The 16,757-nt window shown below is 69.2% G+C and carries 18 protein-coding genes; 7 read left to right on the forward strand and 11 right to left on the reverse strand.

Annotated elements, in window-relative coordinates:
- Nucleotides 1-6: 6 nt before the first annotated feature.
- Nucleotides 7-339: a Rieske 2Fe-2S domain-containing protein gene (locus tag V5F61_RS16435; RefSeq protein ID WP_393989854.1), complete on the forward strand. Its 333-nt coding sequence runs from the start codon at nucleotides 7-9 to the stop codon at nucleotides 337-339.
- A gap of 21 nt (nucleotides 340-360) precedes the next feature.
- Here the strand turns inward: V5F61_RS16435 and V5F61_RS16440 are convergent, their stop codons facing one another.
- From V5F61_RS16440 to V5F61_RS16450, 3 genes are all read right to left on the reverse strand, one after another.
- Nucleotides 361-762: a DUF59 domain-containing protein gene (locus V5F61_RS16440; protein ID WP_393989853.1), complete on the reverse strand. Its 402-nt coding sequence runs from the start codon at nucleotides 760-762 to the stop codon at nucleotides 361-363.
- 299 nt (nucleotides 763-1,061) lie between these two features.
- A complete protein-coding gene (locus V5F61_RS16445) occupies nucleotides 1,062-1,544 on the reverse strand; it encodes a tetratricopeptide repeat protein (RefSeq protein WP_393989852.1) in 483 nt (160 codons plus the stop codon).
- Nucleotides 1,545-1,679: 135 nt separating this feature from the next.
- A complete protein-coding gene (locus V5F61_RS16450) occupies nucleotides 1,680-2,540 on the reverse strand; it encodes a xanthine dehydrogenase (RefSeq protein WP_393989851.1) in 861 nt (286 codons plus the stop codon).
- A gap of 304 nt (nucleotides 2,541-2,844) precedes the next feature.
- On the opposite strand from V5F61_RS16450, the gene V5F61_RS16455 reads away from it, so the two are divergent.
- Together V5F61_RS16455 and grxD are read left to right on the forward strand one after the other, a co-directional pair.
- Nucleotides 2,845-3,078, forward strand: coding sequence for a BolA/IbaG family iron-sulfur metabolism protein (locus tag V5F61_RS16455; RefSeq protein ID WP_393989850.1), 234 nt, complete (start codon nucleotides 2,845-2,847; stop codon nucleotides 3,076-3,078).
- 78 nt (nucleotides 3,079-3,156) lie between these two features.
- A complete protein-coding gene (gene grxD / locus V5F61_RS16460; RefSeq protein WP_393989849.1) occupies nucleotides 3,157-3,489 on the forward strand; it encodes a Grx4 family monothiol glutaredoxin in 333 nt (110 codons plus the stop codon).
- Between the two features lie 205 nt (nucleotides 3,490-3,694).
- On the opposite strand, the gene V5F61_RS16465 is transcribed toward grxD, so the two are convergent.
- Together V5F61_RS16465 and V5F61_RS16470 are read right to left on the reverse strand one after the other, a co-directional pair.
- Nucleotides 3,695-3,922 carry a hypothetical protein gene (locus V5F61_RS16465; RefSeq protein WP_394104055.1) on the reverse strand — a complete coding sequence of 76 codons (228 nt, stop codon included), beginning with the start codon at nucleotides 3,920-3,922 and terminating at the stop codon, nucleotides 3,695-3,697.
- A 91-nt stretch (nucleotides 3,923-4,013) separates the two neighbouring features.
- Nucleotides 4,014-4,508 carry a hypothetical protein gene (locus tag V5F61_RS16470; RefSeq protein ID WP_393989847.1) on the reverse strand — a complete coding sequence of 165 codons (495 nt, stop codon included), beginning with the start codon at nucleotides 4,506-4,508 and terminating at the stop codon, nucleotides 4,014-4,016.
- 173 nt (nucleotides 4,509-4,681) lie between these two features.
- On the opposite strand from V5F61_RS16470, the gene V5F61_RS16475 reads away from it, so the two are divergent.
- Complete coding sequence (locus V5F61_RS16475) at nucleotides 4,682-5,635, forward strand: 2-hydroxyacid dehydrogenase (protein WP_393989846.1); 954 nt, start codon at nucleotides 4,682-4,684, stop codon at nucleotides 5,633-5,635.
- Nucleotides 5,636-6,111: 476 nt separating this feature from the next.
- Here V5F61_RS16475 and lpxC read toward each other — a convergent pair whose 3' ends face one another.
- The 5 genes from lpxC to V5F61_RS16500 form a co-directional block, all read right to left on the reverse strand.
- Nucleotides 6,112-7,044, reverse strand: a complete 933-nt coding sequence (gene lpxC / locus V5F61_RS16480) for a UDP-3-O-acyl-N-acetylglucosamine deacetylase (RefSeq protein ID WP_393989845.1) — start codon at nucleotides 7,042-7,044, stop codon at nucleotides 6,112-6,114.
- 306 nt (nucleotides 7,045-7,350) lie between these two features.
- Nucleotides 7,351-9,096: a cell division protein FtsZ gene (gene ftsZ, locus V5F61_RS16485; protein WP_393989844.1), complete on the reverse strand. Its 1,746-nt coding sequence runs from the start codon at nucleotides 9,094-9,096 to the stop codon at nucleotides 7,351-7,353.
- A gap of 89 nt (nucleotides 9,097-9,185) precedes the next feature.
- On the reverse strand, nucleotides 9,186-10,511 hold the full coding sequence (ftsA, locus tag V5F61_RS16490) for a cell division protein FtsA (RefSeq protein ID WP_393989843.1): 1,326 nt from the start codon (nucleotides 10,509-10,511) through the stop codon (nucleotides 9,186-9,188).
- Entirely contained in the window at nucleotides 10,508-11,386 is an 879-nt protein-coding gene (locus V5F61_RS16495) for a cell division protein FtsQ/DivIB (RefSeq protein WP_393989842.1), read from the reverse strand. Before V5F61_RS16495 ends, ftsA begins: the two co-directional genes overlap by 4 nt.
- Nucleotides 11,387-11,466: 80 nt before the next feature.
- Entirely contained in the window at nucleotides 11,467-12,387 is a 921-nt protein-coding gene (locus tag V5F61_RS16500) for a D-alanine--D-alanine ligase (protein WP_393989841.1), read from the reverse strand.
- 502 nt (nucleotides 12,388-12,889) lie between these two features.
- Between V5F61_RS16500 and V5F61_RS16505 the strand changes: the two genes are divergently transcribed.
- Nucleotides 12,890-13,984: a methyl-accepting chemotaxis protein gene (locus V5F61_RS16505; RefSeq protein ID WP_393989840.1), complete on the forward strand. Its 1,095-nt coding sequence runs from the start codon at nucleotides 12,890-12,892 to the stop codon at nucleotides 13,982-13,984.
- A gap of 9 nt (nucleotides 13,985-13,993) precedes the next feature.
- Here the strand turns inward: V5F61_RS16505 and murB are convergent, their stop codons facing one another.
- Nucleotides 13,994-14,923: a UDP-N-acetylmuramate dehydrogenase gene (murB, locus tag V5F61_RS16510; protein ID WP_393989891.1), complete on the reverse strand. Its 930-nt coding sequence runs from the start codon at nucleotides 14,921-14,923 to the stop codon at nucleotides 13,994-13,996.
- Nucleotides 14,924-15,233: 310 nt separating this feature from the next.
- Between murB and V5F61_RS16515 the strand changes: the two genes are divergently transcribed.
- Both V5F61_RS16515 and ubiA read left to right on the forward strand, forming a co-directional pair.
- Nucleotides 15,234-15,719 (forward strand): hypothetical protein, encoded by a 486-nt coding sequence (locus V5F61_RS16515; protein ID WP_393989839.1) that lies wholly within the window; start codon nucleotides 15,234-15,236, stop codon nucleotides 15,717-15,719.
- 26 nt (nucleotides 15,720-15,745) lie between these two features.
- Nucleotides 15,746-16,693 carry a 4-hydroxybenzoate octaprenyltransferase gene (ubiA, locus tag V5F61_RS16520; RefSeq protein ID WP_393989890.1) on the forward strand — a complete coding sequence of 316 codons (948 nt, stop codon included), beginning with the start codon at nucleotides 15,746-15,748 and terminating at the stop codon, nucleotides 16,691-16,693.
- The last annotated feature ends 64 nt before the right edge of the window (nucleotides 16,694-16,757 follow it).

Genomic DNA, 16,757 nt, shown 5'->3' on the forward strand with positions numbered 1-16,757 from the left:
CGGGCCATGTTCGTAAGACTGTGCGCCCTGTCGGAGCTGGAGGAGGGCACGATGCTGCCCGTCGGCATCGGCACCACGCTGGTGCTGGCGGTGTGGCCGCAGGGCGGAACGCCGCGCGCGTTTCAGGGCCTCTGCCCCCACGCCGGCGAACTGCTCATCGACGCGCGCTTCGACGGACGCAGCATCACCTGCCGGGCCCACGACTGGGTGTTCGACGCCGCAACCGGCCTGTGCACGGTCGGCGCCTTGTGCACGCTCGCCGAATATCCCTCGCGGATCGAAGGCGGCGTGATGTTCGTCGATGTGGAGGACGTGCCCCCGAACCGCCTGCGCCGCTGAGGTGCAGCCCGTGGGCTCGCCTCAGAGCAGGCCCAGCTCCAACTGCACCTCTTCCGACATGCGCGACTTGTCCCACGGCGGGTCGAACACGAGGTTCATTTTCACGTCGCGCACGCCATCCACCGCGCTCACCGCCTCCTGCACCCAGCCCGTGAGGGTGCCGGCCACCGGGCAGCCGGGAGCGGTGAGGGTCATGTCGATCTCCACCACGCCGTCCGCCTTCAGGTCGATGCGGTAGACGAGCCCGAGATCGTAGATGTTCACGGGGATCTCGGGATCGTTGACCGTGCGCAGCGCGCAGACGATGCTTTCCAGGCGCGTCAAATCCTTCGGCTCGAAGTCCACATGGGCCTTCTGCTCCCCGTCCGCATAGAGCACGGGCGCGGAGGGTGAATCGAAGCCGTAGTCCATGTTCTCCGTCATCTGACAGTCGCCTCCAGCAACCAAACCAGTCACGGCCTGCATCCGCCTTGCTGATGTAGGCGCCGGCGCGGTGATCGGACAGGGGCGCTGCCGCATTCCCCCGCCGCCGCCCGCGCACGAACACGCGATGCCGCCCACTCCGCCTGGAGCGGCGAAACCGTACGTGTGACGTGCTGCGCCGCCGCGTTGTCACGCAAATGTCGCATGAAGTTGCGCACGATTTGCGGCTTTCCTTCATCCCGACGCCGGGCGGCGCCTTACCCGGCCCACCGTGCAAGGCCGGTGCCAGACGGAGAGGATCAGGAGGCGAGGCCCTCGGCCAGGGCCGCCACCACGGGCCAGCCCACGGCGCCGGAGGGGTCGAGCACCCGCAGGGCGTCGAGCTTCTCGGCGGCAGCATCGGGGCGGTCCTGCCGCAGGTGAATGAAGGCGAGCGCCTTCAACGTGTAGAGGGCGAACCGGCCCGCGCCCTCGGGAAAAGGATGCTCGGGCGTCCAGTCGTGCCAGTCCGTGCTCCAGCCGGCCTGGATGGCGGCCTCCCTCAGCCCGCTCTCGGCGGCGCGCTGAGCCTCATCCAGATTGCCCTGGTAGGTGTGGATCTTGTAGAGGCAGAAATAGGTGGGCAGCTCATGGGGCGCGGCCGCCAGTGCCTGCCGGAACAACTGATCCGCCTGCGCGCGGTCGCGCCGGTAGGCGATGACCCCCTGCTGGAGTAGGGCGTTGATGCCGGGCGGCAGGTCACCGAAATTGATGACGTCGGTGTTCGGAAACAGTTCGATCATGAGCGTCGGCCCCAGGCGCGCCTCCCGCTGGCCGAAGCTCGCGGCAGCCGCCCCAGCCTTTCGGGTTGCGGCGAAGTCTTCACGCGAAACGAAATCCCCGCGCGCCGGCGCAATGCGCTCCGGCAGGCGGGCACCTCACCTTACCGGCACCGAGACGCCCTGTGCCGGCGGCTTCGCCTTCCGGAACGACAGGGCGCGGGTGACGGCCTTGGCGATGATGAGCGCCCGCGCATCGAGCCCGGTCCAGTTGGCATTGCGCCCGCGCGGGTCCAGCTCCAGCAGCTTCACGCCCGCAGGCACCTCGGTGCCGTCGCGCGCGACGCCCCGCAGCACACCGTCGAACGGGGCACGCACCGGCACGCCGCCCAGATGGCCGATGAGGAAATCCTTGTAGACGCGGGTGCCGATCTCGATGGCCGTGTGCCAGCGCCCCGGCACTTCCGTGTGGATGAAGCGTTCCGAGCGCCTGTTGCCCAGCGGCCGCGCGATCCCGTCGGCAGCATCGGTGGGGCCATACTGGATGATCCGCCCCTCCTTGCCCGGCCGCGTCTCGATGGCGACATCGCAGTTGGCGCCGCCACTGAAGCCCGGACCAAGCCCGATGGTGAGCCCGGCGAGGCGGCGCAGGTCCGGCGTCACCTGGTACTTGTTCATGCGCGCGTCCACCAGAAGGTCGATGGCGCCGATGACGATGAGGTCCAGCAGGCCGAGGTTGGTGACCATCACGCCCTCGGGGCGGCCGAGGCCGGCGCGGATCTGCATGCTCGAATCCGCGAGCGTCGCGAACACGCCGTCCACCTCCACCAGGTCGTCGAACAAGGCGTCGTGGAACGCCATCTTGCGGCGGATCACCGGCGGCATCGGATCATGAGACAGAACAACGCCGTAGCCGGAGCGATGCAGGTGCACCGCCACCGCGGAGGCGATCTCGTTGGTTCCGAGGATCACCGCGAACGGCGGAGATCGGCGGCGGCCCTCATGTCGTGTTTCTCTCATGTTCCGTCTCTCGTCACGGAGGCTGACGCAGCCAAGCAAGAGCCGGGCCGATTTCGGGGGAGGCTCCGCATTTTCCGGGCTAACGCTATTCCCTCTCGTATAGAGCGCACCCGCCGTTCTTTCAGCGCCCGCCTGCCGGCGACCCTGTCGCAAAGCCGACAGCTCGACCCATGGGGGAAAGGCGCCATCCGTGTCCACATGACGCCAAGGCGCTCACCCGTGCCCGGATTTCAACCACTTGCGGCGGCCGTCTCCGCTTGGTGCCGACCTTGCATGAGGGGCGCGTAGAAGAGGAGCAAAGACCATGGCCATGGACGGAGCCGAAATCGAGCGGCTGGTGAAGATCGCCCTTCCGGACGCCCACGTTGTGATCGTGGACCTTGCCGGCGACGGCGACCACTATGCCGCGCGCGTCACCTCGGAGTCCTTCAAGGGCAAAAGCCGGGTGCAGCAGCACCAGATGGTCTACGCCGCCCTCCAGGGGCAGATGGGCGGCGTGCTGCACGCCCTCGCGCTCGAGACCATCATTCCCAAGTAAATCGTTTCATTGGCGCCGGCCCCCGCGCCCGCGCTTCTTCCCCACCCGTCAATTTCCGATCAGCCGAGGATTGCCCCGATGGCCAACACCGCCGAACGCATCAAGGATCTCATCGAGAACAACGACGTCGTGCTCTTCATGAAGGGCGTGCCGCAGGCGCCGCAGTGCGGCTTCTCCTCCGCGGTGGTCCAGGTGCTCGGCCAGGTCGGCGTGCCCTATGCCGCCGTGGACGTGCTGCAGGACCCCTTCATCCGCGAGGGCATCAAGGCCTATTCCAACTGGCCGACCATTCCGCAGCTCTACGTCAAGGGCGAGTTCGTCGGCGGCTGCGACATCGTGCGCGAGATGTTCCAGGCGGGCGAGCTCACCGCGCTGCTGACCGAGAAGGGCATCCTCGCTCCCGCCTCCTGATCCCTGAGGGCCCGTGCTCCGCGCGGGCCCTTCACCGAACGGCATTCGAAACAGCGGCCGGCGATGCGCTCTGTCGCCTTACGACCTGGATGCGGCCGGCGCGAAACGCGCCCGTTCACCCCCAATGGAGATTGCGCGCATTTCGCCGCCGTCTCCAGGCCATGAGCGGTTTGCGCGCTCTTTCCGGCAAGCGGAGAGAGCTGGCTCACACCGGCAACGGCGCGCTGAACCGGCGGTTCGCCAGCCGAATGTAGGAAGCCGGCGACAGCCGGAAAAGCGACGCGCCGCTGAGCCGGCCCATCACGAGAGAGCAAAACTGAGGCGTCACCCGCGCGCGCTCAACTTTGCCGCCGGGAGCTCGCATTCGAAGAGCCCAGGTTTCCGCAGCATCCTGCCGGGCGACTTTCAAGCATGGGCGCAGCAGCGAGGCCACGCCCACCTTCGCGGCATCTTTCATCGGCAGGAGGCGCAAGGCCCCCGTGCAGCCGGGCGGGGCAGCGGCGAACCGCCGCCCCGGATGCCGCTTACTTCGCGTCGGCAGCAGTGGTGACGACGCCGGCCAGCCACTCCTGCTGGCTCACGCCCCCGGCGCGCGCCTTGGCGTTCACCGCGTCCACCACCGCCGGCGGCAGCCCCACGTCGAGGAAGATCTTGTCGGCCGTCTCCAGCGAATAGACGAGGCGCACGGTGCGGGCCGCGAAAGCCTGCATGCGGGCGGTCTTCTGCGCGTCGGTGTAGCTGGCATTCTCCGCCACGACCGGGCAATAGGCGCTGACGAGGCCGTCGATGATGAGGGCGGGACGCAGGCCGCTGGCCTTCAGCTTGTCCACTGCAGCGTTCAGCACATTGGGCTGGTCCAGCGGATCACCGGCGGCGAGCAGCGCCGCTACCTCGGCGGAGGGCTTCTGACCCGCCGGTAGCCAGGCGCATTCGAACTTCGCCGTGTCGGCAAGGCCGAGGCGAGGCATCGCACAGAGCGCAAGCGCGGCGACGGCAGCGAACAGAGACGCTTTTTTCATGACGAATCCTGCACATGGAAGCCATTCGGCCAAATCGGGAAAGCTCTTGCACGGCGCTCGCGCGAATGCAACGCGGCCGATGCGCCCGCTCGCGTGCACACTCGAAAAGCCGATATAGAAGGCGACCCCGCTCCGCGGCGGGGCAATAGCGCCCTCCCGTTTCGGAAAGCCCGATGATCTCCTCCACGCCACGCCCGCCCGTCCTGCTCTGGGCCTGCCCCGGCATCGCGCCCGAGCCCTGGCTCGCCGCCTTCGCCCGCGAGATGCCGGAGCTGGAGGTCCGCCAGTGGCCGAATGTCGGCGTGGCCGAGGACATCGACTACGCCTTCGCCTGGAAGGTGCCGGCGGGCGTGCTCGCCGCCTTGCCGCACCTCAAGGCGGTCTTTTCCCTCGGCGCCGGCGTCGACAGCATCATCGGCGCCGACGTGGTGCCGGCGCATCTGCCGCTGGTGCGCATGGTGGATCCGGGCCTGAAGCACGGCATGAACGAGTTCGTGCTCATGCAGGCGCTCTATTATCACCGTGAGATGCCCGCCTTCGCCGCTCAGCAGGCGCGGCGGGAGTGGAAGGAGCGGAACGTGCCCCTCGCCCGCCACCGCACCGTGGGTATCATGGGGCTCGGCGAGCTCGGCCGCTTCTGCGCGGAGAACCTCGCGCGGGTAGGCTTTTCCGTGCGCGGCTGGGCGCGCTCGGCGCGCGACATTCCCGGTGTCACCTGCTTCCACGGGCGGGAGGGGCTCGGCCCCTTCCTTTCGGGAACCGAGATCCTTGTGTGCCTGCTGCCCCTCACCCCCGAGAGCCGCGGCATCCTGAACGCGGACACCTTCGCCCACCTGCCGCGTGGCGCCTGCCTCATCAATGCGGCCCGCGGCGGCCATCTGGTGGACGAGGATCTCCTCGCCGCGCTGGAAAGCGGCCACATGGCCGGTGCCACACTGGACGTGTTCCATGTGGAGCCGCTGCCGGCGGAGTACCCCTTCTGGTCGCATCCGCGGGTCATCGTGATGCCCCACGCGGCTGCGCCCACCCAGCCGGAAACGGCGGCACCAACCGTGATCGAAGGCATCCGCCGCCATCAGGCGGGCTTGCCGTTGCTGCATGTGGTGGACCGCGCCCTGGGCTATTGAGCCAAGGCGCTCCGCAGCACCGCGCGCCTAGAGCATTTTCCGTTCGTATGGGCTCACACCAAATGCTCCAGGCCCTTGTGTTGATGCGCGTTCTTCACGCGAACCGGTAGCCACTTCGCTTGAAGACACCCCAGGCGCGGCCCTTCGCGGGGAGCCACCTGTCCGCCCCACGGCGCAGGAACCCGGTGGACGGCGGCGCGCGCCGAAGAAGGTGCCTCCCGGAAGCGTTCGATGCCGGGTCCAGCGCCTGATATTTCACACGGCGTCCCGGGCCGGCTTGGAAAGCCCTCCGCTCACAGCGCGCGTGGAAGGCGACCAGTCTATCAAGGCAGCACATTTCTCGCATGCGCGCCGGCACCCACTTCGCGTGAAGAAGAAGCCCCCAAAAGCAAAGACCCCGCCGGGCGGTGCGCCGGACGGGGTCTTGAAACGATGAGCCCAAAAAGGGAACTGCGACATCCGGCCGTGCGGCCGCCTCACAGCTCGGGGGCGAACACCGGAACCGGGGTGGCGCCGGCGATCTCGGCACCGACGGTCTCGCGCACCGGGCGGGCCTCTTCCACCACCGCATAAGCGGAGCGGTCGGCGAGCAGCGCATTGACCATCTGGAAGTTCAGCTTGTGGCCGCCGCGGAAGGAGCGGTAGCGGGCCAGCAGCGGCATGCCGGCGAGAGCGAGGTCGCCCACCGCGTCGAGGGCCTTGTGGCGCACGAATTCGTCGGTGAAGCGCAGGCCGTCGGGATTGATGACGCCGGCCTCATCGAGGCACACGGTGTTCTCAAGGGCGGCGCCGCGGGCATAGCCGGCAGTGCGCAGGCGCTCCACATCCCTGAGGAAGCCGAAGGTGCGGGCCTGCGCCAGCTCGCGGCGGAAGACCGCGGGAGAAAGGGTGGCGGCGAAACGCTGGCGGCCGATGGCCTCGTGGGAAAAATCGATCTCCACTTCGAGGCGGAAGCCGGCGTCATAGGGGAGAAGCTCGCCGAAGGCGGCGCCGTTCTCGACCCGCACGGGCTTCAGAACCTTGAGATACTTGCGGCGGCCGCGCAGGGTGGTGACACCGGCGGCATCGATGGCCGCGACGAACTCGACAGCGCTGCCGTCGAGGATCGGAACCTCGGGGCCGTCGATCTCCACCACGGCGTTGTCGATGCCGAGGCCGTTGAAGGTGGCGAGCAGGTGCTCGACCGTGGACACCAGGGCGCCGGAGCGGTCGCCGAGCACGGTGGCGAGGTCGGTGGCCTGCACGGACTTATGAGAAACGGTGGCCTTGCGCGGGGCGCTGTCGGCGAAGGAGCGGACGAAGACGATACCAGTGTTCGCGGCTGCCGGCTTCAGAGTGAGGGTCGCCTCGACCCCGGCGTGAACGCCGGCCCCCTTGAGGGCAATCTCGCGAGCCAGAGTGGTCTGCATAATCGGTGTCGTCCCATGCTCGGGGAGCCGGGGCCATCGAATGGCCAAAGGCTCTCCCCCAAAGCTTCACCTTGCCTTCCCACTTTCGCCGCGGTTGTCCAAAAAAACTGTCAACGCGATGCGTGTGGGCCGATCAGGATTGGGGGCACCCTAGTCTCCAGGCTGCGCTGCGCCAAATCACGCTTGCTTACCGCCTGTTACCAAGGCCAACGACACGATTTCCATTATTTAACAAATGCTTAAGGCCGACCATGACAGTCGGCCTCAAGCCTATTGTTACAGCCTTCGACGGGAACCGGGCCCGACTCAGTTCGCCTGGCGGCGCAGGAAGGCGGGGATTTCCAGGTGGTCGTCCTCCTCGCCACGCTGCGGCGCGGGACGGGAGGGAACCTCCATCACGGGCCGGCTCTGCGGGCGCTTGGCGAACTCGGAAACCGCCTCGCCGGGATGGCCGCCCATGGTCGGGCGCTGGTCCTGATAGCCGCGCGGGTCCTGGTAGCCGCGCTGGTCCTGGTAGCGGGGCTCGGGCTGGCGACGCTCGGGGGCGCGCATGCTCGGCTGGTCGCGGCGCGCCGGCTCGGGCTCGGGCTCCTCGCGGCGGCCCACATGGGCGAGGCGCTGCAGGAGGGTCATGCGCTTCTTGTCCGGCTGGGCCTGCTCCAGCGGCGGCTCGCCGCGCTGAGCGCGGATCTGGTTCTGGGCCGGCAGCGGCAGCTCGTCCACCCGCGGCATCCGCGTGGTGCGCACGCGCTGGCTCTGCGGCGGAATGTAGGGCGCGAAGTCATCCTCCTCCTGCACCGGCATCGGCGCGGGAGCGGGCTCCGGCTCGGCGAGGAAGGACGGGCGCGGCTGCGCGGCGCGGATGGTCACGTCGTCGATGGCCACCGGCTGCTCCGGCATCGGCGCGGGGGCCGGCTGCTGGGCGACGGGCGCGAAATCCTCGAGGCCGATGAGGTCCTCGGCGGAGATGGCGGCGACGGCCGAGTGGATCTGCGCCTCACGGGCGGTCTCCACCGCGACGCGGCCGGCGTTGGACATCTTGCGACCGCCAAGGTCGGCCGGGGGCTGGATCTGGTCGGGGATGGAGAGCGGATCGATGCCGGTGGCCACCACGGACACGCGGATGATGCCGTCCAGCATCTCGTCGAAGGTGGCGCCGAGGATGATGTTGGCGTCGGGGTCCACTTCCTCGCGGATGCGGGTCGCCGCCTCGTCCACCTCGAACAGGGTCATGTCCTTGCCGCCGGTGATGGAGATCAGCAGGCCGCGGGCGCCCTGCATGGAGGTCTCGTCCAGCAGCGGATTGGCGATGGCGGCCTCGGCGGCCTGCAGGGCGCGCTTCTCGCCGGAAGCCTCGCCGGTGCCCATCATGGCCTTGCCCATGTCGCGCATCACGGCGCGCACGTCGGCGAAGTCGAGGTTGATGAGGCCTTCCTTCACCATCAAATCGGTGATGCAGGCGACGCCCGAATAGAGCACCTGATCGGCCATCGCGAAGGCGTCGGCGAAGGTGGTCTTCTCATTGGCCACCCGGAACAGGTTCTGGTTCGGGATGACGATGAGGGTGTCGACGCTCTTCTGCAGCTCGGTGATGCCGTGCTCGGCCACCCGCATGCGGCGCAGGCCCTCGAAGTGGAAGGGCTTGGTGACCACGCCCACGGTGAGGATGCCGAGCTCGCGGGCCGCGCGGGCCACCACGGCGGCAGCGCCCGTGCCGGTGCCGCCGCCCATGCCGGCGGTGATGAACACCATGTGCGAGCCGGACAGGTGGTCGCGGATCTCGTCGATGACTTCCTCAGCCGCGGCGCGGCCCACTTCCGGCTGGGAGCCGGCGCCGAGCCCCTCGGTCACCGCCACGCCCATCTGCACCACGCGCTCGGCCTTGGTGAGGGTGAGCGCCTGGGCGTCGGTGTTCGCAACCACGAACTCGACGCCGCTCAGGCCCGAGGAGATCATGTTGTTCACGGCGTTGCCACCGGCGCCGCCCACACCGAACACCGTGATCCGCGGACGGAGCTCACGAATGTCGGGCATCTGAAGGTTGATCGTCATATTTTCGCTCCGTCGAACCCGTTCGGCTCAGACCGCCTGTCGATGAATCCCGTTGACCAACTTGTTACTGCTGATTTGGTTAACCATGTCTAAAAGCTGTCCTTCAGCCAGCGCCCCACGCGGCCGAAATAGCCCTGCGGCTCGGCGCCCACCGCCTGCCGGCGGCGCGGCTCGAAGTGTTCAAGGCCAGCGGCTTGCGGGTAGACCAGCAGGCCCGCGGTGACCGCGAACGCCGCCCCGCGCGCCGCTTCCGGCAGGCGCGAAACTCCTAACGGACGGCCGATGCGGACCTGCGGCCCGATCACCCGCGCCACCAGGTCCGCCAGCCCCTGGAGCTGCGCGGCGCCGCCCGTGAGCACGATGCGCCGGCCCGCGTCGCCGGCATGGCCGGAAGACTTCAGCCGATCGCGAATCAACTCCACGATTTCTTCCGCCCGCGGCCGCACGATGGTGACGAGCCGCGACTTCGGTACCATCTGCGGCTGGTCGCGCGTGTCGCCCGAGAGCGGCGGCACGGTGAGCATGTCATGCTCGTCGGAGGACACCGCCACCACGGCGCCGTGCAGGGCCTTCATGCGCTCCGCGTCGGCGAGCCGCGCCGGCAGCCCGCGCGCGACATCGTTGGTGATGTGGTGGCCACCCAGCGCCACCCCGTCCACATAGACGCAGTGCCCCCCGTCCACGATGGCGAAGGTGGTGGTGCCCGCCCCCATGTCGATGAGGGTAACGCCCAGCTCCATCTCGTCATCGGTGAGGGAGGAGAGCGCCGCCGCATAGGGCGCCGCCACCATGGCCTCGATGGAGAGATGGCAGCGCTCCACGCACAGCACGAGGTTCTTCAGCGCCGTAAGGTCGGCGGTGATGACATGCATGTCGGCGCCGAGCTCCTGGCCCAGCATGCCGCATGGCTCGCCGATGCCGGAGCGCCCGTCGAGCGAATAGCCCACCGGCAGCGCGTGCATCACGGCCCGGCCATCGTTCACCGCATAGGTGGAGGCGGCCTCCAGCACGCGGCGGATGTCGAATTCCTCCACCGACGGCGCGGTGAGCCGCACCGCCGCCTCGTAGTGCTGGGAGGCGAGCCGGCCGCCGGAGACGCCGACGACCACCGAGGCGATCTGCACGCCAGAGGCGCGCTCGGCCATGTCCACCGCCTGGCGGATGGCGAGCTCGGCCTTGGCCATGTCCACCACCGCGCCGCCCTTGATGCCGTAGGCGCGGGTGTGGCCGATGCCGAGGACATCGATGGAATGGGTGCGTCGGCTCAGCACGTCCGACGCGCCGCGGGGCCGCAGCTTGGCGATGGCGCACACCACCTTGCTGGTGCCGATATCCAGCACCCCCACGATGCCGCCCTTGCGCGGCGGCAGCGGGCGCATCTTCGGCGCGAACCCCTGGGCGAGCCGGGACCTCATGCGGGGCCTCCCTTCTTGGCCTTGGCCTTCGCCTTCAGCATCTCGTCGCGAGCGGCGGCGGCGGCGTCCGACAGGCGCACCGCCACGCGATCGGGCAGACGCAGGTCGACGATGGTGATGTCACGGGACAGAAGCTTCTTGTCGCGGTCGAGGGCGACGAGCTGCATCAGCGCGCCCTCCACCTCCCGCTCGGGCAGGCGCACGTCGATGCCGTTGCGCGTCTTCAGGGTCCAGCGGCGCTCGGCCACCAGGATGGCGGCGCGTACCTGGCTCTTGAGGTCCGGCAGGCGGGCGAGGGCGTCCACGATCTCCTCCACCCGCTTCTCCGCGCCCTCGCCCACCACGATGGGCAGGTCCACGTAGCGCGGGTCGTCGGAATAGGGGGCGATGGCGGTGCCGTCGCGGGCGATGACCTTGATCTCGCCGTTGACCTGCCAGAGCGCGAATGCCTCGCGCTCGACGATGGCGATGTCGATGCGGTCGGGGAACTGCTTGCGCACGCTCGCCGCGCGGATCCAGGGCATCTGCTCCAGCCGGGCGCGCGTGTCGTCGGCGTTGACGAACAGGATGGAGGTGGAGCCCTTGATGCCGGCGGCCTGGAGGATCTCCGCCGGCGACATGTGATTGTAGCCGGAGAGGTTGACCTCGCGCACCTTGAACCCGGCCACGTTGGCGGCCGCGTCCGCGAGGTCGACGCCGATCTCCCGCGCCTCCTCCACATGGCCGCCGAGCACGACGCCGTAGGCCGAGAAGCCGCCGATGACCGCCACCATGAGCAGGCCGGCGCCGCGCTGGCCGAGCCGGGAGGCGCCCAGCCACACGGTGAAGCGGCGCAGGAGCAGCGCAGTGCGGCTCGCCGGGCGGAGGTCCTCCACCGGCAGGCGCTTGTGCCGGCCGGGCGGAACCGGGCCGGCCTTCGGCGCCGCGCCCCGAGGCGCCTCCGCCCGGGGGGCCCTTACCGATCCAGCGACGCGTCCTCCACCATCCATGTCACAAGCTCGCCGAATGAAATGCCCGCGTGGGCCGCCATGTCGGGCACCAGGGACGTCTCGGTCATGCCGGGCTGGGTGTTCACTTCCAGGCAGACGAGCCCGGAGGCATCGCCCTTGGAAACGTCGAAGCGGAAATCCGCGCGAGACACCCCCCGGCAGCCGAGAGCTCGGTGCGCCGTTAGGCTTAACATCTGCACGCGCTCGTAAATTTCAGGTAAAATCCGCGCCGGAAGAATGTGGCGCGAGCCGCCGGGCGCATACTTGCTTTCGTAGTCGTAAAACGGTTGCACCGCCTCGATCTCGATGACCCCCAGGGGCGTGTCGCCCATCACCCCGCAGGTCAGCTCCAGGCCGGGGATGAAGGCTTCCGCCAGCAGGGTTTCGCCGAAGGTCCAATCTTCCCTGTGGAGTTCCTGGGGCGGGTGGGCCTGGCCCTCGCGCACGATGAAGACGCCCACGCTGGAGCCCTCCGCCACCGGCTTCAGCACATAGGGCGGCGCCATCACATGGCCCAGCGCCGCCTCGGCGCGGGTGACGGTGCGGCCGGCAGCCACGGGAACCCCGGCCGCCGCCAGGGTGATGCGCGCCTGGGCCTTGTCCATGGCGAGGGCCGAGGCGAGCACGCCCGAGTGGCTATAGGGAATGCGCAGGATCTCCAGCACGCCCTGGATGGTGCCGTCCTCGCCGGGGTGGCCGTGCAGCACGTTCAGCGCCGCGTCCGGCCTCAGGCGCGCCAGCACCTCGCCCACGTCGCGGCCCACGTCCACCCGGGTCACCCGGTAGCCCGCGCCCTCCAGCGCCGCGGCGCAGGCGGCGCCGGAACGCAGCGAGACCTCCCGCTCGGACGACCAGCCGCCCATCAGCACCGCCACATGTTTCGCCATATCGCTCACCGCTCCTGAAGCCCCCGCGCCAGAGGCGGCGGGATGTAGCAGAAAATCGCCCCGCCGGCGCCACGGGAGGCGCCGGGCAAAGGCCGCCGCCAGTGAAGACCGGCTCCGGTGTGCAATTCCCTAAGGGCCGCACGCGGGAAGGCACACCGGGCACGGGCATTCCGATGCCCGTTCCTGTGGCACCTGCCTCCATTTTTCGCGTCCGCGGGGCCCGAAACACCGCTCGGCGGACTTCGCCGCGGCCTGAAGGGTGGCGTTGGCAACGAAAAATCGCCCCAGCCGTGGCCATCCTGCCCTGAGCTCCTCAGGCCGTCATGGAGGGCAAATACCGGAGGAGAGGTAACGACATATCCCGTCAAGCTTGGCCATGCCCGAAGCGTAACGGTACGAAGATAACGGCCCGAAGACCGGCTGCCGCCGTCCGGCACTGACAAATATGGCTCATTTCTTGCTCAGCTGAAAAAGCAGGCAGCACACCTCATGAGGAAGTCACATGAGCGCTGAACCGGAACGCGTCGTGATGCTCTCCGAGCAGATCGGCGCCATTGCCCATGAGAAAATCGACCTGATCAACGGCGTGACGCGGGAGACGCGCACGCTTGCCCTCAACGCGCTCATCGAGGCCGCCCGCGCCGGCGACGCCGGACGCGGCTTCTCGGTGGTCGCCAACGAAGTGAAGGCGGTGTCGCAACGGATCCAGGAGATCTCGAGCGCCCTCTCCACCGACCTCTCGCGTTCCATCGTCGAGCTCACCGAGATCGGTCGCCGCATGGCCGAGCAGGTGCGCGGGCAGCGCCTCGCCGACCAGGCGCTGAACATGATCGAGATCATCGATCGCAATCTCTACGAGCGCTCGTGCGACGTGCGCTGGTGGGCCACCGACAAAGCCGTGGTGGACTGCCTGGAGGCGCCCGGCCCCGAAACCGCCCGCCACGCGGCCGAGCGGCTGGGCGTGATCCTCCAGAGCTACACGGTCTATCTCGACCTCTGGATCGTCGACGCCGACGGGCGCGTGGTGGCCAACGGCCGGCCCGACCGCTACCGCCGCGCCGTGGGCGCCGACGTCTCGCGCACGGAATGGTTCCGCGCCGCCATGGCCACCCGCAGCGGTGAGGATTTCTCCGTCGCCGACGTGGAGACCATCCCCGCCTTGGGCCAGGCCCAGGCGGCCACCTACGCCACCGCCGTGCGCGCCGGCGGCGAGGCCGCGGGCCGGCCGATGGGGGTGCTCGGCATCTTCTTCGACTGGCAGCCCCAGGCCGCCGCCGTGGTCAGCGGCGGCCGGCGCAGCGCCGAGGAGCAGGCCCGCACGCGCTGCCTGCTGCTCGATTCACGCCATCGCGTCATCGCCTCGTCGGACGGCAAGGGCATCCTCTCGGAGGTCTTTCCCCTCCGGACGGAAGGGGACAGCGGCCACTACACCGACGCCCAGGGCGCCATGGTAGGCTATGCCCTCACCCCCGGCTACGAGACCTATCGCGGCCTCGGCTGGCATGGCGTCATCGTGCAGGCGCGGCCCGCCGCGCAAGCGGGGCAGATCGGCGATGTGGTGCGGCTCGCCCCTGCTGCCCTGCGGGCGGCCGAATAGGCAGAGGGATCAGGCGGGCAGGCCGATCCGCTTGATCTCCCATTCCAGGCTCACGCCGGTGGCGGCCAGCACCCGCCGCCGGACCTCCTCGCCCAGGGCCTCGATCTCGGCGGCGGTGGCGCCGCCCAGGTTGACCAGGAAGTTCGTGTGCAGCTCGGACACCTGCGCCCGACCCAGGGTGAAGCCACGCAGCCCGGCAGCATCCACCAGCTTCCAGGCGCTGGTGCCCGGCGGATTCTTGAAGGTGGAGCCGCCGGTGCGGCTCTTGATGGGCTGGGTGGCTTCCCGGCTCTGGGTGATATGCGCCATCTGCGCGGCGATGGCCTCGCGGTCGCCCGGCCGCCCCTCGAACACCGCGCGGGTGAAGATCAGGTCAGCCGGCGCTGCGCAATGGCGGTAGGTGAAGCCCATATCGGCGGCGGACAGCTCCAGCTTCTCCCCGGCGCGGCTGACCGCCTCGGCCGAGACCAGGATGTCCTTCACCTCCCCGCCATAGGCGCCCGCGTTCATGCGCAGGGCGCCGCCCACCGCGCCGGGAATGCCGCGCAGGAAGGCGAAGCCATCGAGCCCCGCCTCGGCTGCCGCGCGCGCCACCTTCACATCCGGCACGCCGGCGCCGGCGCCGACGCGGCAGCCGTCCACGGCGATCTCCGTGAAGCCCTTGGCCAGCCGGATCACCAGCCCCGGCACCCCGCCGTCGCGAACGATGAGGTTGGAGCCAAGACCGATGACCGTCACCGGCACCTCCGCCGGCAGCGCCGCCAGCAGCGCGGCAAGGTCGTCCGCATCGGCGGGCAGGAACAGCGCCTGCGCCGGGCCGCCCGCGCGGAACCATGTCAGCTCGGCAAGCGGCGCGTTCGCCTCGAGCCGGCCGCGCAGGCCGGGCACGCGGGCTCGCAGCGCGGGCACGAGATCCGTGAAGGGCGCCGGGCGCGCCATTGTCTCCGACTCGGAGGCCGGCTGGTCTTGCGTCATGCTCATCGGCATCGTCCGGGTCCCAGGGGCCGCGCGAGGGGGCCCATTCGCCCTGCCTCTCCCACACGGCCGGCGGAAGGACAAGGGCCGGCGGCGCATGGAAGCTTCCCGCCGGCCTGCCGCCGACACCCGGAAACGGAACCTTCACGCCCCTCGTGGCAACCTGCCGCAACGTCCGCCGGCCGTCATGCCGGCTTTGCCGTGATATTGCCCCATGTCTGCGCTCTGTATATCAAGAGATAGCCGGGGGCGGAGAATGAAAGGGCAGTGCTCGATGCAGAAGACGACGCTCAAGATCGCGGCCATCGCCGTCGTGAGCGCCCTGTCCATCGCCAGCGCGCGGGCGGACTGCCAGAGCGATGTCGCCGCCGCGCGCGCCGACCTGGAGCAGAAGGGCAAGGCCCTGAACGAGGCCGGCAAGCGGAAAGCCGATCCGCAGACCCTGTGCCCGCTGTTCCGCTCGTTCTCCAGCGCCGAGGCGAAATGGGTGGAATTCCTCACCCAAAACAAGGACTGGTGCCAGATTCCCGACCAGGCCATCAAGCAGGCCGCCGCCAGCCACAAGAAGACCAACGAGATCCGTGACAAGGTGTGCCAGGTGGCCGCTAACGGCGGCGCCACGGGTGGGCCGGCCAAGCCGCCGCCCCAGGGCTCCATGTCCAGTGCCCTCGGCATCACCACCGGCTATTCCACCGGCAAGGCTGCGGACGGCAAGAGCGGCGTGTTCGACACCCTGAGCGGCAACGTCCTCCAGAAATAGGCATCGGCTTGAGCACACAGGAAGGCATGGCCGGCCCCACGGTCGCGGATGCGCCGCCGGACAACTGGGTCGACCGCCACGCCCCCGCCCTGGTGCGGCCCTATCTCCATCTCGCGCGGCTCGACCGGCCCATCGGCTCCTGGCTGCTGCTGCTGCCGTGCTGGTGGTCCACGGCGCTGGCCGCCGTCGCGGCTGATGCACCCTATCCCGACCCGCGGCTGCTGGTGCTGTTCGCCATCGGCTCGGTGGCCATGCGCGGCGCCGGCTGCACCTGGAACGACATCCTCGACCGCAAGATCGACCGCGCGGTGGCGCGCACCCGCGCCCGGCCGGTGGCTTCCGGCGCGGTGAGCGTGCCGGCCGCCCTCGCCTTTCTCGTGTTCCAGTGCCTCGTGGGCCTCGCGGTACTGTTGTGCCTGCCGCGCTTCGCCATCGTCACTGGCCTCGCCTCGCTGGGGGTGGTGGCGGTCTATCCGCTCATGAAACGCATCACCTCGGTGCCGCAGCTCACTCTCGGCATCGCCTTCTCGTGGGGCGCGCTGATGGGCTGGGCGAGCGTGTTCGACACCATCTCGGACCCTGCCCTGCTGCTGTTCGCCGGCGCGGTGCTGTGGGTGTTCGCCTACGACACCATCTATGCCCACCAGGACCGGGAGGATGACGCCATCGTTGGCGTGCGCTCCACGGCGCTGCTGTTCGGGCGCCGCACGGGCGTCGCGGTGGCGCTGTGCTACACGGCGGTGGTGGCGCTGTTCGCCGGCGCGCTGCTGCTGGTTCCGGTGGGACTGTTCTCGATTCTGGGCCTTGTCGGCTTCGCCGCCCATCTCTATTGGCAGGTGACGCGGCTCGACATCGACGATTCCGCGCGCTGCCTTGCCATTTTCCGCTCCAACCGCGACGCCGGGCTCATCCTGTTCGCCGGCCTCAGCCTCGATACGCTGGTGCCGAGCGTGCTGCGACTGATCTTTCCCTGAGCACTGCCCAATCAAAATGCAGCGAAAGAGCGTGTGCGGCGTAAAATCACTCTTGCTTGTATAC

This window comes from Xanthobacter sediminis (genome assembly GCF_043195015.1).
Lineage (GTDB): Bacteria > Pseudomonadota > Alphaproteobacteria > Rhizobiales > Xanthobacteraceae > Xanthobacter.

Bases quoted from the DNA above. Each gene is read 5' to 3' on its own strand.
- V5F61_RS16435 (WP_393989854.1), top strand. From the start codon at position 7: ATGTTCGTAAGACTGTGCGCCCTGTCGGAGCTGGAGGAGGGCACGATG.
- V5F61_RS16440 (WP_393989853.1), bottom strand. From the start codon at position 762: ATGACGGAGAACATGGACTACGGCTTCGATTCACCCTCCGCGCCCGTG.
- V5F61_RS16445 (WP_393989852.1), bottom strand. From the start codon at position 1,544: ATGATCGAACTGTTTCCGAACACCGACGTCATCAATTTCGGTGACCTG.
- V5F61_RS16450 (WP_393989851.1), bottom strand. From the start codon at position 2,540: ATGAGAGAAACACGACATGAGGGCCGCCGCCGATCTCCGCCGTTCGCG.
- V5F61_RS16455 (WP_393989850.1), top strand. From the start codon at position 2,845: ATGGCCATGGACGGAGCCGAAATCGAGCGGCTGGTGAAGATCGCCCTT.
- grxD (WP_393989849.1), top strand. From the start codon at position 3,157: ATGGCCAACACCGCCGAACGCATCAAGGATCTCATCGAGAACAACGAC.
- V5F61_RS16470 (WP_393989847.1), bottom strand. From the start codon at position 4,508: ATGAAAAAAGCGTCTCTGTTCGCTGCCGTCGCCGCGCTTGCGCTCTGT.
- V5F61_RS16475 (WP_393989846.1), top strand. From the start codon at position 4,682: ATGATCTCCTCCACGCCACGCCCGCCCGTCCTGCTCTGGGCCTGCCCC.
- lpxC (WP_393989845.1), bottom strand. From the start codon at position 7,044: ATGCAGACCACTCTGGCTCGCGAGATTGCCCTCAAGGGGGCCGGCGTT.
- ftsZ (WP_393989844.1), bottom strand. From the start codon at position 9,096: ATGACGATCAACCTTCAGATGCCCGACATTCGTGAGCTCCGTCCGCGG.
- ftsA (WP_393989843.1), bottom strand. From the start codon at position 10,511: ATGAGGTCCCGGCTCGCCCAGGGGTTCGCGCCGAAGATGCGCCCGCTG.
- V5F61_RS16500 (WP_393989841.1), bottom strand. From the start codon at position 12,387: ATGGCGAAACATGTGGCGGTGCTGATGGGCGGCTGGTCGTCCGAGCGG.
- V5F61_RS16505 (WP_393989840.1), top strand. From the start codon at position 12,890: ATGAGCGCTGAACCGGAACGCGTCGTGATGCTCTCCGAGCAGATCGGC.
- murB (WP_393989891.1), bottom strand. From the start codon at position 14,923: ATGGCGCGCCCGGCGCCCTTCACGGATCTCGTGCCCGCGCTGCGAGCC.
- V5F61_RS16515 (WP_393989839.1), top strand. From the start codon at position 15,234: ATGCAGAAGACGACGCTCAAGATCGCGGCCATCGCCGTCGTGAGCGCC.
- ubiA (WP_393989890.1), top strand. From the start codon at position 15,746: ATGGCCGGCCCCACGGTCGCGGATGCGCCGCCGGACAACTGGGTCGAC.